The sequence below is a fragment of the Mycobacterium sp. NTMscope_MAC_269 genome (assembly GCF_976985695.1).
Map to the genome: position 1 here is coordinate 4,787,118 of NZ_OZ335668.1, position 14,403 is coordinate 4,801,520.

A 14,403-nucleotide genomic window follows, 5' to 3' on the forward strand; every position below is an offset into this window, starting at 1 on the left:
CGATAGTGGCTGACTGTAACTAGAGGTCAAAGGCGGTGAACAGGCTCGAAATACACCTGGGATGAACCCCTGATCGCCGCGCAACGCAACCGAGACCAACCTGTGCCCGGCGGACCGCCGTGTCGGCCCTTATACCCTGTTCAGGTGACCGAATCCTCGACCACTACGCCAGGCAGCGGCCCTGGCGCCGCCCAGCCGGACTCCGACGCGCCGCCGCACCGTTACACCGCGGCGCTGGCGGGCCGGATCGAGGGCGCGTGGCAGGACAACTGGGCGAAGCTGGGGACGTTCAACGTGCCCAACCCGGTCGGATCGCTGGCCTCGACAGACGGGTCCCCGGTCCCGGACGACAAGCTGTTCGTGCAGGACATGTTTCCGTACCCGTCGGGGGAGGGCCTGCACGTCGGCCACCCGCTGGGCTATATCGCGACGGACGTATACGCCCGCTATTTCCGTATGACAGGCCGTAACGTGTTGCACGCGTTAGGTTTTGACGCGTTCGGGCTGCCCGCCGAGCAATACGCCGTGCAGACCGGCACCCACCCGCGCACCCGGACCGAGGCAAACGTCGTGAACTTCCGGCGCCAGCTGAGCCGCCTGGGCCTGGGCCACGACAGCCGGCGCAGCTTCTCGACCACCGACGTCGAGTTCTACAAGTGGACGCAGTGGATCTTCCTGCAGATCTACAACGCCTGGTTCGACACCGCCGCCGACGAGGCCCGCCCCATCGCCGAGCTGGTCGCCGAATTCGAGTCCGGGGCGCGCGGGCTCGAGGACGGGCGGGACTGGGCCGCGTTGTCGGTGGGGGAGCGGGCCGACGTGATCGACGGCCACCGACTGGTCTACCGGGCTGACTCGATGGTGAACTGGTGCCCCGGACTGGGCACCGTGCTGGCCAACGAAGAGGTCACCGCCGACGGACGCAGCGACCGCGGCAACTTCCCAGTGTTCCGGAAGCGGTTGCGGCAGTGGATGATGCGGATCACCGCCTATTCCGACCGGCTGCTCGACGACCTCGATGTTCTGGACTGGCCGGAACCGGTCAAAGCCATGCAGCGCAACTGGATCGGGCGGTCCACCGGAGCCAAGGCCCTGTTTTCGGCGACCAAGTCGGATGGCGAGACGGTCGACATCGAGGTATTCACCACCCGGCCCGACACGCTGTTCGGTGCCACCTATCTGGTGCTGGCCCCCGAGCACGACCTGGTCGACGAGTTGGTGGCCGCGGCCTGGCCCGACGGGACCGACCCGCGCTGGACCTATCGCGCCGCGACGCCCCGCGAGGCGGTCGACGCCTACCGGCACGCCATCGCCTCGAAGTCGGACCTCGAGCGTCAGGAAAGCAAAGCCAAGACCGGCGTCTTTTTGGGCTGCTATGCCACCAATCCCACCAACGGGAAACCCGTGCCGATCTTCATCGCCGACTACGTCCTGGCCGGCTACGGCACCGGGGCGATCATGGCCGTTCCCGGCCACGACCAGCGCGACTGGGACTTCGCCCACGAGTTCGGACTGCCGATCGTGGAAGTCATTGCCGGTGGTGACATTTCGGAAGCCGCCTACGCCGGTGACGGAGTGCTGGTGAACTCCGGATACCTTGACGGTCTGGACGTGGCCGCGGCCAAGGAAGCGATCACCGCCCGCCTGGAGTCCGAGGGCCGGGGTCGCGCGCGCATCGAATTCAAGTTGCGCGACTGGCTTTTCGCCCGCCAGCGTTACTGGGGTGAACCATTCCCGATCGTCTACGACAGCGACGGCCGCGCGCACGCACTCAACGAGGCCGCGCTGCCGGTCGAGCTGCCCGACGTGCCGGATTACTCGCCCGTGCTGTTCGACCCCGACGACGCCGATAGTGAACCCTCGCCGCCCCTGGCCAAGGCGACGGAGTGGGTGCACGTCGAGCTGGATCTCGGCGACGGCCTGAAGCCCTACAGCCGCGACACCAACGTGATGCCGCAGTGGGCCGGCAGCTCCTGGTACGAACTGCGCTACACCGACCCGCACAACTCGGAACGGTTCTGCGACAAGGAAAACGAAGCCTACTGGATGGGGCCACGGCCGGCCGAACACGGCCCACAGGATCCCGGTGGCGTCGACTTGTACGTGGGCGGCGCCGAGCATGCGGTGCTGCACCTGCTGTACGCCCGGTTCTGGCACAAGGTTCTCTACGACCTGGGCCACGTCAGCTCGCGCGAGCCCTACCGCCGGCTGGTCAACCAGGGCTACATCCAGGCCTTCGCCTACACCGACGCGCGCGGATCGTATGTGCCGGCGGAAGAGGTGGTCGAACGTGACGGCGGTTTCGTCTATCCGGGGCCCGGGGGAGACGTCGAAGTCTTCCAGGAATTCGGCAAAATCGGTAAGAGCCTGAAGAATTCGATCTCACCCGACGAGATCTGCGACGACTACGGTGCCGACACGTTACGGGTCTACGAGATGTCGATGGGCCCGCTGGAGGCGTCCCGGCCCTGGGCGACCAAGGACGTCGTGGGGGCCCACCGCTTTCTGCAGCGCGTGTGGCGGCTGGTGGTCGACGAACAGACCGGCGAGACGCGGGCGCACGAGGGGCCCACTCAGGAGCTGGCCACCAGCACCCTGCGGGTCCTGCACCGCACCATCGCCGGTGTCGCGGAAGACTATGCCGCACTGCGTAATAACACCGCAGCGGCCAAGCTGATCGAATACACCAACCATCTCACCAAGGAGCATCGTGAAGCGGTGCCCCGCGCGGCGGTCGAACCGCTGGTGTTGATGCTGGCGCCCCTGGCTCCGCACCTGGCCGAGGAATTGTGGCTGCGGCTCGGCCACACCACCTCGCTGGCGCACGGGCCGTTCCCGGTCGCCGACCCCGCGTACCTGGTCGACGACACCGTCGAATATCCGGTGCAGGTCAACGGCAAGGTCCGTGGACGCGTGACGGTCGCGGCCGACGCGGACCAGGACAGCCTGAAGGCCGCCGCGTTGGCCGACGAGAAGGTCCAGGCGTTCCTGGCGGGCGCCAGCCCGCGCAAGGTGATCGTGGTTCCCGGCCGGCTGGTCAACCTGGTCGTGTAGCGCCGCCTAGCGTCCGGCGGGGCGAAGCACCACCTCGTGGACGTGCCCGTCGGGCGGAGTGGCCACCACGTTGGCGACCACGGCCGCAACGGTTTCCGGCTTCAGGAATTTGTCGGGATCGTAGCTTTTGCCTTCGAATTCGATGAGTTCGCGTTGCATATCGGTGTCGGTGCGGCCGGGGTAGACCGTGGTGACGCGCAACTCCGGCTCGTCGTTGCGCAGGGAGTCCGCGAACGCGCGGATGGCGAACTTGCTGGCCGAATACGAGGCCATTCCGGGCGAGACGTTGCGCCCCGCGCCGGAGTTGATGAAGATGACCTGGCCGCGGGCGCGTCGCAGCGCGGGTAACAGCGCGAGCGTAAGTTCCACCGGCCCAAAGACGTTGACGGCGAAGGTGGCACGCCACTCGTCGACGTGGGAGTCGGCGACGTTCGCGGGGATCGACAACCCTGCGTTGTGCACCAGCACGTCGAGTTCGTCCACGATTTCGCAGGCGGCCTCGATATCGCCACCGTCGGTCAGGTCCAGTGGGAACGTGGTGGCATCGAGGCGCTCCGCGACGGCGTCGAGCCGGTCGGAGGGGCGGCCGGCCAGCAGCAGGGTGTGCGTGGGGGCCAGCGCCGCGGCGATCGCGGTGCCGATCCCGCGGCCGGCGCCGGTGATGAGTGCATTGGGCATGCCTGAAAGTCTACCCAGCCTACGAATGCTGACGAAAAGCGTTGAACGAAAGTAGTTTTCAGGCTTCCTTGCGTGCGGGGGGCACGCCGGCCGGCCCGGAGGTGGGGTCGCCGGAGGCCAACCGCTCCAGCGGCGCCAGCGCCTTCATCAGGGTGTCGAGGTCGGCGGGGGGAAGCTGACTGAGCATCGCGGCAAGAGCCGCGCGACGATTGGCCAGCGACTCACCGTGAACGGCCCGACCGCGCGGGGTGATGTCGACCAGGACCGCCCGCAGGTCGGACGGGTCGCGGGAACGTTTGACCAGCCCCACCTTCTCGAGCCGGCGGATCGCCACGGTCGTGGTCGGAGTCCGCACGCGTTCGTGCGCCGCCAGATCGGTCATCCGAATCGGGCCCTGATCGAGCAAGGTGACCAGAATCGACAGCTGCGCCAGGGTCAATTCTCCGGCCGCGGCCCCGCTGGGGTCGCCTCGCCGGAGCATGGCAAACAATTTGGACAGCGCACGATGCAAACCTTCGGCGAGCTCGGCAACCTCGGCCGGGTTCGATTCGCTGTCTGCCATAAATCGGGAGTCTAACCCGTTATCAGGCGCGGACAAGGGAGCTATTGCCCATCGGGCAGTGGAGATCAAAGCACTTGGGACAAAAACCGCTGCAGCCGTTCGGTCTCGGCGGCTTCGAATATCTGCTCGGGAGGACCCGATTCCACCACTTTGCCGTGATCCATGAATACCACCGCGTCGGATGCCGACCGGGCGAAACCCATTTCGTGGGTTACGACAACCATTGTCATGCCGTCGGCACCAAGGTCGGCAATGAGTTGCAGGATTCCCTTGACCATTTCGGGATCCAGCGCCGAGGTCGCCTCGTCGAAAAACATCACCTGCGGCGACATCGCCAGCGCGCGGGCGATCGCCACGCGCTGTTGTTGGCCGCCCGACAGCATGCCGGGGCGGGAACCGGCCTTGTGTTTCAGGCCAACTCCGTCCAGCTGCGTCAGCGCCAGTTCGCGGGCCTCGTCGGCGGGCAGACGCCGCAACTTGCGCGGTGCCAGCGCAACGTTGTCCAGCACGGTGCGGTGCGGAAAGAGGTTGAAATGCTGGAACACCATGCCGATACGCTGGCGGAGCGCGTCGGGGTCGTCGGTCAACACCGACCTGCCATCGAGCAGGATGTCGCCGCTGTCGGGCTCGTGCAAGCGGTTGAGCGTGCGCAGCAGCGTCGACTTGCCTGAGCCGGATGGCCCGATGACCGCCGCGGTACTGCCCGCGGGGACCTCGATGTCGACGCCACGCAGCACCGCGGTGCCGCCCAGAGTTTTGTGAATGCCATTGCACGCCAAAGAGACTGGCGCCCGGCCGTCGATGCTGGGAGTCACGTGATCTCCTGGCCGAACGTCGAGGTGAGCATGTCGGGCCGCTCTTCGGGATCGACGGTGGCGCGACCACGGCGCAGGCGAGTGTCGATGTAGTTCACCAAATGCGTCAACGGGACGGTCAATATCAGGTAGAAGGCGCCGGCGGCGACGAGCGGCGACAGGTTGCCGGTCTGGGCGTTGAGGTCGCGGCCCACCTGGAACAGCTCCCGCTGGTCGGCGACCAGGCCCAGGAAGTACACCAGCGCAGAGGCTTTCAACAAGGCGATGAATTGATTGACCAGCGCCGGCAGCACCCGTCGGACACCCTGGGGAACCACCACCAAGCGCATCGCCGCCGCATAGCTGAACCCCAGCGCACGGGAGGCCTCCAGCTGGCCGGGGTCCACGCTTTGGATGCCCGAGCGCAGGATTTCGCCGACGTAGGCCGCGGCCATCATCCCCAACGCGGCAACGCCGATCGGGTAGGGGTTGTTGTTGGTCAACCCGCCCACGATCGGCCCGACGCCGAGCCCGATGATCAGGATGATCACTACTTCGGGGAGCCCGCGGAACACGTCGGTGTACACCCGCGCCGGCCAGCGCAGCCAGCGCGACTGGGAGATCCCGGCGACGGCCAGCAGCATGCCCAGCGCCAACCCGATCACGCTGGCGCTGCTGGTCAGGATCAACGTGTTGGGCAAGCCGGTGCTGAAGAGAGCGGGAATGGCCTGCCGGTACATGTCCCAGTCGAAGAACGAGTCACGCATCTGCGCGAGCGTCGATTTCGGCGCGGTCGGGCCCACCTTTTTGTGGTGCTGACTCGCGGCGATGGCGGCGAAATCCGGCAGGACCGGCGCCGGGACGGCCAGGGATCCGGGTTTCCAGCCCGGCGGCAGGGTGCGGGGCACCCACTGCGAGTACAGGTTTGACCAGGTGCCGTCGGCGATGACGGCGTCCAGCCCGGAATTCAGCGCATCCACCAACGGCTTGTTGTCCTTGGCCACCGCGTACGCGACGAATCCCTCGTTGCTGAAGGCGTGCGCCACGATCACCGCCGGATCGCCCCGCTGGATCGTGCTGGCGGCTTCCCCGGCCGGCGCCACCCACGCGTCGATCTGGCGCGTCTTGAGGCTGGCATACACCGTGGCGAAGTCGGGGTACTTCACCGGCTGCAAATGCAAGTTGTCGACGACGTAGGACTCTTCGACGGTGCCCTGCACCACGCCGATGCGCTGCCCCGCGGCCAGATCGCGGAAGTCCTTGATCGCGGAGCCGGGGGGCACCACCAGCGAGTAGTAGCCGAAGTCGTAGCCATTGGTGAAGGCGACGGTGTTGCGGCGCTCGTCGGTGGCTTTGATCGACGACGACCCGACGTCGAAGCGGTGCGTCGCCACCTGGGCGAGCAACCCTGAGAAATCCGTTCCGACGAAGCGGACCTGGAGTCCGAGTTTGCGGGCGATCGCCCGCAGCAACTGGTTGTCGAAACCGCTGTACTGGCCCGTCGGTGTGATGCAGATGTGGGGCGGGGCGCCCGAAAGCGTGCCGACGGTCAACACCCCGGGCGTGCCCAACCCCAGGGTGTCGATGCTCACCGCATTCAACGGCTCGACGCCGGGCGTGGTGTGCTCGTCGGGCCGGCCCATGGCACGGCTACGGGCCAGCTCCTCAGGCAGCACCGCCGCGCTTTTCGGGCCGGCGGGCGCGCATTGGTTCCGGTCTGCGGCCGCGGGACCGGCCAGCGCGATCGACGTCGACCCCCACACCACCAGCAATGTCGAGGCCAGTGCGAACAGTTTTGCAAGGCGCGTAGTGCGCCGGCGCACGGGCAAACTCATCACTGCCACCGTATCGACTGGCCGGCGGCGCGGCCCGGTCAGAGTGTGTTCTACAGCGCCAACGAAGCTTCGGCGGAGAGCGTCTCTCCTCCGGTAATCACCTGAAGGGGACCGGGAACCACGGGACGGACGTCATCGGGCGGCGTGATGACCCGGCGCCGAACCAACTCGCCGAGCATGGTCTGGGCCATCAGGTAAGAGCGGTCGACGCACGCCGCCCGCGCGGCCGCGGGGTCGCGACGATGTATGGCGGAGGTCTCGTCTTCGTAGAACGGCAGCATTTCCTCGCGTCCGCCCTGATAGGTCGTCCAGAACAGGCGCGGGATGAGATTCTGCGAGGCGCGGATGGTGGCATGCAGCCGCGGCCCGGCGTACTCGTCGTTGACGGTGCGCCGATATTCGGCGGCGATGTCGGTGAACGCGCGCGCGTCCTTGGCCGTGCGCAGCGAGCGCATGAGGGCATCGAGCTGTCCCAGGATCCGCGGGGTGGGGTTGGTCGCCGCACGGCCGGACGCAATCCCGTTGAGCAGCCCGTCCAGTTCGTGGTGTTCGAGGACGGTGGCTTCATCGAATCGCTCGACAAAGGCGCCGCGGTGGTAACGGGTGGACACAATGCCATCGTGTTCGAGTTGGACCAGTGCCTCTTGAATGGGGACCCGGCTGACTCCCAAGCCCAGCGCAATTTCATTGCGGTCGACGCGGTCCCCGCTGCGCAGCTTGCCAGTCAACAACAAATGGAGGATGTGCGAAACAACCAGGTCTTTTTCTTTGACCCCGTATTTCTTCGGCATCTTTTTATTGAGTCTCTTTCGCGCCAGTTCGGGCATCTAGCGCTGAGAGTTTCTCATGAATTGACGCGTGCGTTGAGGCGTTTGGCGGATGAACCTGGAGCAAAGCCGCCCCGGTGCCCGTTTAACGGTTATTGCGCCACTTGCATAGCGCTTCGGCGTCGGTCAGGTCGTAACCCGGGCCGTCGCATGCCACGGTCAGCAATGTGACGCCGAGGCCGACGAGGGTTTCGGCGTTAGCCAGCAGTTCGCCGCCGTTTTTCACGGCCGCGGAGCGTTCGATGCCGGCCGGATCGCGGCCGACGTCGGCGCAGTGGCGCGCCAGCACCTCCGACTTGGCGGGGAACTCGTCGGCGGTGGTGAAGCTGTGCCAGATGTGCGCGTGTTCGGCGACCAGCCGCAGCGTCTTGCGTTCGCCCCCGCCGCCGATCAGGATCGGGATTTCCCGGGTGGGCGCCGGGTTCAGCTTTGTCAGCCGGTCTTTGATCCGGGGGAGCGCGGTCGCCAGGTCGTCGAGGCGGCTACCGGCGGTGCCGAATTCGTAGCCGTACTCGTCGTAGTCCTTTTGCTTCCACCCCGACCCGATGCCCAGGACGAGTCGTCCGTCGGAAATGTGGTCGACGGTGCGGGCCATATCGGCGAGCAGTTCCGGGTTGCGGTAGGAGTTACACGTCACCAGCGCACCGATCTGAATGCGCGACGTCTGCTCGGCCCAGGCCCCGAGCATCGTCCAGCATTCGAAATGCGCGCCGTCCGGATCGCCGTAGAGCGGGAAGAAGTGGTCCCAGTTGAAGGCGATGTCCACGCCGATGTCCTCGCACCGGCGCACGGCGTCGCGGATCTGGCTGTATTGCGGAGCGTGTTGGGGTTGTAGCTGCACACCGATGCGGATGTCGTCGCGAGTCATAGGACCCACCGTAGGCCTCCGTCAGGCCACTGGCGTCGCCTCGATCTGCTCGCGCACCACGCAATGCGTTCCGCTGTACACGGTGGGCATGCATTTCATGCAGTGGATGCACGAGCCTTCGGTGGCGGTTTCATCGCGAAAGCGGTTGACCAGGAAGGGATCTCGTAGCAACGCTCGGGCCATGGCGACGAACTCGAAACCTTCGGCCAACGCGGCATCCACCGTGTCGAGCCGGTTGATGCCGCCGAGCAGGATCAAGGGCATCGAAACCGCGGCGCGGAACTGGCGCGCAAGCGGCAAGAAGAACGCCTCTTCGAAGGGGTAGGCCCGCAACAGGCGCCGGCCCATCACGCGCAGACCCAGACCGACCGGCCGGGGTTGGGAGGCGATGAATTCGTCCATCGGGACATCGCCGCGGAAGTAGTACATAGGGTTCAGCAGCGAGCTCCCGCCGGTCAGTTGCAACGCATCGAGGTGCCCGTCGGACTCGAGAAGCTGCGCCGTGGGGATGCTGTCGTTGAGCCAGAAGCCGCGCCGCGCGCCGTCGTCCATATTGAACTTGGCGGTGACGGCGACGGAGTGGCCGACGGTGGACCGGACCCGTTCGGCCACGCGGCGGGCCAGTTCGGCGCGGCGCACGGTGTCGCCGCCGTAGCGGTCGGTGCGCCGGTTCAGATTCGGGCTGAAGAACGAGCTGAGCAAATACCCGTGGCCCATGTGGATTTCGAGTGCGTCGAATCCGGCGTCGACGGCGTTGTGGGCTGCCGTCCCGAATCCGTCGACGACGGCGTCGAGTTGTTCGGAGGTGGCCGCGCGAACCAGTCCCATGGCCGGTGCGCTCACCCGGGTGGACGGCGCCAGGGTCGGCGCCCGGTTCGACAGCGTGTTGGCGACCAGCCCGGCGTGGCCGATCTGGGCGCACACGAGAGCGCCCGCCGCATGTACGGCCTCGGTGAGCCGGCGCAGTTGCGGCACGCGATCGCGGTCCAGCACGACGGTGTCGCGGTGAACGCGGCCGCCCGGTGAGATCGCGCAGTAGGCGACGGTCGTCATGGCGGCCCCGCCGCGCGCGACCTCGGTGTGGAAGTCGATCAGCGCCTCGCTGACGGTGCCGCGCGGCATCACGCCCTCGAACGTCGCCGCCTTGATGAAGCGGTTCTTCAGGGTGAGGGGACCCAGACGCAGGGGACTGAACGCCAGTTTCGATACCATTGGCACCGAAATATAGCACGGACGGAACGATCACAGAGCGGAGAACTATCTATGCGCGTAGCGGTGACGGGCGGAACCGGATATCTCGGCGCGCACACGGTGCGTGCATTGATCCGGGCCGGCCACCACGTGAAGCTGTTGGCCACTCCCACTGACCCCGACACCGTCCTCGACCGGCTACGGGCGCTCGGTTCGGTGACGGTGTTGACCGGTGACGTGAGATCCGCCGCGACCATTGAGGAACTCCTCACCGGAGCCGACGCCCTATTGCATGCCGCCGGAATCGTGGGCACCGACGAACGCCGCGCGCCGTTGATGTGGGAGGTCAATGCCTATGCGACGGAGGCGATTTTGACTCGCGCGGTCGACCTCGCGCTCGACCCGGTGGTGTTGGTCAGCAGCTACAGCGCGCTGTTTCCGCCGCCCGATGGCATCATCACGCCGGACTCGCCCCCGGCGCCTGGCCGCAGCGCGTACGCGAAGACCAAGGGGTACGCCGACCGGGTCGCCCGGCGGCTGCAGGAGACCGGGGCGCCCGTCGTCGTGACGTATCCGTCGAGCGTCGTGGGGCCGGCGTTCGGCACTGCCGCCGGCATCACCGAACAAGGATGGGCGCCGATCGCGCGGTGGGCGGTGGCACCAAAGGTCCGCGGCGGCATGCAGATGGTCGACGTGCGAGACGTCGCCGACGTGCACGCGCGGATCATGCAGGCCGGTCGTGGCCCGCACCGCTACGTGTGCGGTGGGCACCTACTCACCTTCGACGAGATGATCGACGCGCTCGAAGAGGGGCTGGGCCGCCGGGTGCGGCGCGTGCCGTTGTCGCCGGGCCTGTTGCGTGGCATCGGTCGTCTGGCCGACGCCGCCGGCCGCTACATCGCGCTCGGTGACGGCCTCAGTTACGAGGCGGCGCTGCTGCTGACCGCCGCCACCCCCACTGACGACAGCAAGACCGTGGGCGACTTCGGAATCACCTGGCGGTCCCCGAAAGCGGCGATTGTCGAGTCATTGCGGGTGGGACGCCGCGACGGCCGTGATCAACAGGTGAGCGATCCGCTTTCGTAGGGTCTCGGAGTCGTCCTCGACGGCGACCGTCGTGACGAACAGCGCGGCGCCCGCCGCCATCGCCAGGGTCGCGCGGGCGTCGACGTCGGCCCGGCGCCGCTGGGCGGGCGTCGTCGCGTGCACGTCGTCGGCGAAAAGCTGCACGGCCGGCCCGCTGAACCTTTCCCACAGGTCCCTGCGTAAGTCGTCGTTTTCGCCGAGGGCCAGCAGTAAGCCCGGTACCGCGGCCCGCACGTCCGGCCTGCCGAACAATTCGTGACTACCGCGCACCACCCAGTCAATCCAGCCGGTCAGGTCGGTACCGGAAAACGGTGCCAGGTCGGGGGTTTCACCGAGGATGGCGTGCAGCACCAGTTCCGCCTTGGACGACCAGCGGCGGTTCAGGCTGGATCGCCCGACGCCGGTCCGCGCCGCGACCAGGCGCATGCTCAACTCGTCCCAGCCCACCTCCACCAGCAGGCCGCGGGTCACCGACAGCACGCGCTCGTCGATCGAGGCGTCACGCGGGCGCCCGGAAGCTCTAGCGTTGGGGTCGTGGTCGCTCATGCCGGTTCAGCGCGCGTCGAGCACCCCGCGCAGCAGGTCGATCAGCGCGAGGGGTTGGTCGCTCTGCACCGAGTGTCCCGAATTCTCGACCACGTGTGCTGCGCGGAAATGCTTTGCGCGACGGTCGAGTTCGGCCGCGTCGTCGTCGCTGACGAAACCCGATGTGCCACCGCGCACGAGGGTCACGGGTGCGGACAACGCGTCGACGTCGTCCCAGAGGCCGGAGAAGTCGGGGAAGGTGCGGATGGCATCGTAGCGCCAGGTCCAGCTTCCGTTGTCGAGCTTGCGGGAGTTGTGGAACACCCCGCGCCGCAGCGCCTTCACCTCGCGGTGTGGCGCGGCGGCGACCGTCAGGTCCAGCATGGCCTGGAAGCTGGGGAACTCCCGTTCCCCGTGCATCAGCGCCACGGTGCCTTGCTGCTCCTTGGTCATCTCGGAATGGCGTTGCAGCGCCGAGGGCGTGACGTCGATCAGCACGAGTTCCTTGACGAGCTCGGGCGCCACCGCGCCCAGCCGGATCGCGGTCAGTCCGCCGAGCGACATGCCCACGACGAGGTCGGCCGATGGTGCGTGCTCGCGCAGGATCGGCAGCAAGGTGTCGGCGTTGAGCCGCGGCGAATAGTCGCCATCCTCGCGCCAGGCGGAGTGGCCATGCCCGGGAAGGTCGACGGCCAGCGCGGGCTGACCAAGGCCGACGATGATCGTGTCCCAGGTGTGCGCGTTCTGCCCGCCACCGTGGATGAACACGATGCGCGGCGCGGCACCGCCCCAGCGCAGCGCGCTGATCTTGGCTTCACCGGTGCCGGATTCGACGCGCTCGACGTCGGGCAGTGGGCCCGACACCCCGGCCTGCTCGGCGTTTTCGGACAGCAGCGAGAATTCGGACAGCCCGGCCAGCCCGTCCTCAGATACTTCGGTCACGATCCTTGACCCTAGCCCGCACCATCTAGAGCACATAGCGGCGGCGAATGCCGCGGAAGCGTTCCCACATCGCGGCGGCCCGCTGTTCGGCGCTCACCATGGCGGTTCCCTCGGGGAGCACGCCGGGCAGTTCGTCGTGCTTGACCACCCGGGTGCCCAGCGCGACGGGTCCGCCCTCGAGCATGTGGCGGTAGGTGAGGTTGCCGCGTTCGAAGCCCTGGGTGTCCAGCCAGTTGTGCACGCCGGGATCACGGTGAGCCATAACCAGCCGGATGCGTCCGTCGCGGTCGATCCGGGTGCGGCTCGGCGTGTAGCTCACCGGCCGGTACAGGTAGTCCATGCTGTTGAAGAAGACGCCCATGTTGGTGAACATCCATAGCCCGTCATGGGCTTCGAATTCGACGATCAGCGCCTCGTCGGCGGCCAGCTCCCAATACATGTTCGCGGCGGCGCGACCGCGCTTGGCGTCGGCGTCGGTCGCCCCGACGCCAGGGAAGCGGTTCGGGTGGTCGGCGTCGACACCGCCGTAGTGGAACGGGAACTCGGGCCAATCCGACATCAGGCCGGTGACGAAATCGCCGGCCCAGCGCATCGCCTCGACCATGTCCGCGGGCGCGGGCAGCGGTTTGGGGTCGGCCATGTCGACGCGCTCGATGCGCAGCTGCGCGGGAAGCTCGTCCCAGCTGTCGAATCCTTGGCGGATGAACAGCTTTCGTGACTCCGGCGTGGTGGGCAGCCAGTTCGGGCCCCGCTCGGGACCGCCGATGTAGAGCTCGAGCTCGCCGCGCTCGCCGATGTCGAGTTGGTGGCCGAGCAGGTTGGCTTCCGGTGCGTCGCCGAAGGGTTCGTGCAGGACGCCCGGGCCGGGCGTGCGTCGCCCCTGCACGGTGACGTTGAAGAACCGCGCGGTGCCGCGGGTGCCGGTGAGCCGGTAGGTGGAGTGCCCGTCGATCCATGCCTGTTGATAGGTGAAGTCGGCGCAGTCGCCGCCGAGTTTGCGGGTGGGGCCGCTGAAGGTGTGTAGCGCCGGGTAGCCGGTGTCGCGGGTTTCGAGGGCCAGATCGAAGGCCTGGCCGAGGTTCTGGGTGAGGAACCGGTAGGCATCCACGCGGTGGGTTGCGGTAGCGGGGTTGGCGTCTTTGAACACCTGCCGGCCCGCGCGCTCCAGCTGGGCGCAGAATTCGGTCCACGCCGATTGCAGTGTCGCGTCGTCGGGGCCGTCACCGAAACCCATTGTCAGGCACCCAATCTGCTCAGCATCGCGCCGACGACGTCGCAGGCGCGTCGCGCGGCCTGCAGGCGGCCCTCGGTGTCGATGCGGGGCCCGATCAGTTCCAGGTCGAATCCGTGGGCGTAGCCGCCGGCCAGGGCCTGGGCAAGGAACGCTTCGAGCGGGATCGCGCCGTCGCCGGGCACCGCGCGCCCTGGGAGCGCCCGGTCGCCCAGCACGTAATCGCTGAGCTGGATGAGTTCGGTTCGTGGCAATGCCCGCTGCACCATCGGTTCGAAATCGCCTTCCGCCCAGCAGTGGAACAGCTCGATGCAGATTCCGAGCCCGCTCATCTCGGCCAGCGCGACGGTGTCGCGCAGGGTATGCGCGAGATGAATGTCGGCGTAGAGGCTCGACGCGTTCTCGATCGCCAGCGCCACCCCCGCCCGCCTCGCGTGCTCGACGCAGGGAGCGATCATGGCGCTGAATCGGTCCGCGGCCTGCGGCCAGGTCAGTGCGCCGCGGCCGCCGGTGAGCATGTAGACCACCCGCGCGCCCACTGCGGCCGCGGCATCGATCACCGCCAGCAGCGCATCCCGCGCCGCGGTCCCGGATGTGTCGAGCCGACCACCGCCGAAGATGTGGCACACCGCCTCCACCATGTAGGCGTTGCGCTGCACCAGCTTTGGAAAACGGGGGTCGAGCAGCTCGCTGTCCAAGACGCTGAGCCGCGACACACCGAGGGCCGCCCAGTGCTGTGCCACCTCTGCCAGCGGCGCGCCGAAGAAGGTGACGTCGTGGACCGACAGGCGTTTGTGCGGCGCCGTCACG

13 protein-coding genes are annotated in these 14,403 nt (G+C 67.4%); 2 read left to right on the forward strand and 11 right to left on the reverse strand.

Features of this window, described 5'->3' with window-relative positions; all coding sequences use genetic code 11:
• The first annotated feature begins 144 nt into the window (after positions 1-144).
• Positions 145-3,054 carry a leucine--tRNA ligase gene (leuS, locus tag ACZ50Z_RS22670; protein WP_464485567.1) on the forward strand — a complete coding sequence of 970 codons (2,910 nt, stop codon included), beginning with the start codon at positions 145-147 and terminating at the stop codon, positions 3,052-3,054.
• 6 nt (positions 3,055-3,060) lie between these two features.
• Here leuS and ACZ50Z_RS22675 read toward each other — a convergent pair whose 3' ends face one another.
• The 7 genes from ACZ50Z_RS22675 to ACZ50Z_RS22705 form a co-directional block, all read right to left on the reverse strand.
• Positions 3,061-3,732, reverse strand: a complete 672-nt coding sequence (locus ACZ50Z_RS22675; RefSeq protein WP_464485568.1) for an SDR family oxidoreductase — start codon at positions 3,730-3,732, stop codon at positions 3,061-3,063.
• Between the two features lie 58 nt (positions 3,733-3,790).
• A complete protein-coding gene (locus tag ACZ50Z_RS22680) occupies positions 3,791-4,294 on the reverse strand; it encodes a MarR family winged helix-turn-helix transcriptional regulator (protein WP_464485569.1) in 504 nt (167 codons plus the stop codon).
• Between the two features lie 65 nt (positions 4,295-4,359).
• Positions 4,360-5,109, reverse strand: a complete 750-nt coding sequence (locus ACZ50Z_RS22685) for an amino acid ABC transporter ATP-binding protein (RefSeq protein WP_464485570.1) — start codon at positions 5,107-5,109, stop codon at positions 4,360-4,362.
• Positions 5,106-6,923: an ABC transporter substrate-binding protein/permease gene (locus ACZ50Z_RS22690; protein ID WP_464485571.1), complete on the reverse strand. Its 1,818-nt coding sequence runs from the start codon at positions 6,921-6,923 to the stop codon at positions 5,106-5,108. Before ACZ50Z_RS22690 ends, ACZ50Z_RS22685 begins: the two co-directional genes overlap by 4 nt.
• 50 nt (positions 6,924-6,973) lie before the next feature.
• Entirely contained in the window at positions 6,974-7,714 is a 741-nt protein-coding gene (locus tag ACZ50Z_RS22695; RefSeq protein WP_464486361.1) for a GntR family transcriptional regulator, read from the reverse strand.
• A 121-nt stretch (positions 7,715-7,835) separates the two neighbouring features.
• A complete protein-coding gene (locus tag ACZ50Z_RS22700) occupies positions 7,836-8,618 on the reverse strand; it encodes an LLM class F420-dependent oxidoreductase (protein WP_464485572.1) in 783 nt (260 codons plus the stop codon).
• Positions 8,619-8,639: 21 nt separating this feature from the next.
• Positions 8,640-9,830: an NADH:flavin oxidoreductase gene (locus ACZ50Z_RS22705; protein WP_464485573.1), complete on the reverse strand. Its 1,191-nt coding sequence runs from the start codon at positions 9,828-9,830 to the stop codon at positions 8,640-8,642.
• A 51-nt stretch (positions 9,831-9,881) separates the two neighbouring features.
• On the opposite strand from ACZ50Z_RS22705, the gene ACZ50Z_RS22710 reads away from it, so the two are divergent.
• The gene (locus ACZ50Z_RS22710; RefSeq protein ID WP_464485574.1) at positions 9,882-10,895 is read left to right on the forward strand and encodes an NAD-dependent epimerase/dehydratase family protein; all 1,014 of its coding nucleotides are present in this window, start codon (positions 9,882-9,884) and stop codon (positions 10,893-10,895) included.
• Here the strand turns inward: ACZ50Z_RS22710 and ACZ50Z_RS22715 are convergent.
• Genes ACZ50Z_RS22715 through ACZ50Z_RS22730 form a run of 4 tightly spaced genes read right to left on the reverse strand, consistent with a single transcriptional unit; the run spans position 10,836 to position 14,402 of the window.
• Positions 10,836-11,441 carry a TetR/AcrR family transcriptional regulator gene (locus ACZ50Z_RS22715; protein WP_464485575.1) on the reverse strand — a complete coding sequence of 202 codons (606 nt, stop codon included), beginning with the start codon at positions 11,439-11,441 and terminating at the stop codon, positions 10,836-10,838. The genes ACZ50Z_RS22710 and ACZ50Z_RS22715 overlap by 60 nt on opposite strands.
• Positions 11,442-11,447: 6 nt before the next feature.
• Positions 11,448-12,398 (reverse strand): alpha/beta fold hydrolase, encoded by a 951-nt coding sequence (locus ACZ50Z_RS22720; RefSeq protein ID WP_464485576.1) that lies wholly within the window; start codon positions 12,396-12,398, stop codon positions 11,448-11,450.
• Complete coding sequence (locus ACZ50Z_RS22725) at positions 12,388-13,596, reverse strand: DUF1214 domain-containing protein (RefSeq protein ID WP_464485577.1); 1,209 nt, start codon at positions 13,594-13,596, stop codon at positions 12,388-12,390. Before ACZ50Z_RS22725 ends, ACZ50Z_RS22720 begins: the two co-directional genes overlap by 11 nt.
• Before the next feature lie 2 nt (positions 13,597-13,598).
• Positions 13,599-14,402 carry a sugar phosphate isomerase/epimerase family protein gene (locus tag ACZ50Z_RS22730; protein WP_464485578.1) on the reverse strand — a complete coding sequence of 268 codons (804 nt, stop codon included), beginning with the start codon at positions 14,400-14,402 and terminating at the stop codon, positions 13,599-13,601.
• Between the last annotated feature and the right edge of the window lies 1 nt (position 14,403).

What these genes read in the sequence shown, in the direction of transcription:
- ACZ50Z_RS22720 (WP_464485576.1), bottom strand. Translation starts at nt 12,398, where the DNA reads ATGTGCTCTAGATGGTGCGGGCTAGGGTCAAGGATCGTGACCGAAGTA.
- ACZ50Z_RS22680 (WP_464485569.1), bottom strand. Translation starts at nt 4,294, where the DNA reads ATGGCAGACAGCGAATCGAACCCGGCCGAGGTTGCCGAGCTCGCCGAA.
- ACZ50Z_RS22715 (WP_464485575.1), bottom strand. Translation starts at nt 11,441, where the DNA reads ATGAGCGACCACGACCCCAACGCTAGAGCTTCCGGGCGCCCGCGTGAC.
- ACZ50Z_RS22690 (WP_464485571.1), bottom strand. Translation starts at nt 6,923, where the DNA reads ATGAGTTTGCCCGTGCGCCGGCGCACTACGCGCCTTGCAAAACTGTTC.
- ACZ50Z_RS22700 (WP_464485572.1), bottom strand. Translation starts at nt 8,618, where the DNA reads ATGACTCGCGACGACATCCGCATCGGTGTGCAGCTACAACCCCAACAC.
- ACZ50Z_RS22705 (WP_464485573.1), bottom strand. Translation starts at nt 9,830, where the DNA reads ATGGTATCGAAACTGGCGTTCAGTCCCCTGCGTCTGGGTCCCCTCACC.
- ACZ50Z_RS22725 (WP_464485577.1), bottom strand. Translation starts at nt 13,596, where the DNA reads ATGGGTTTCGGTGACGGCCCCGACGACGCGACACTGCAATCGGCGTGG.
- ACZ50Z_RS22695 (WP_464486361.1), bottom strand. Translation starts at nt 7,714, where the DNA reads ATGCCGAAGAAATACGGGGTCAAAGAAAAAGACCTGGTTGTTTCGCAC.
- ACZ50Z_RS22675 (WP_464485568.1), bottom strand. Translation starts at nt 3,732, where the DNA reads ATGCCCAATGCACTCATCACCGGCGCCGGCCGCGGGATCGGCACCGCG.
- ACZ50Z_RS22710 (WP_464485574.1), top strand. Translation starts at nt 9,882, where the DNA reads ATGCGCGTAGCGGTGACGGGCGGAACCGGATATCTCGGCGCGCACACG.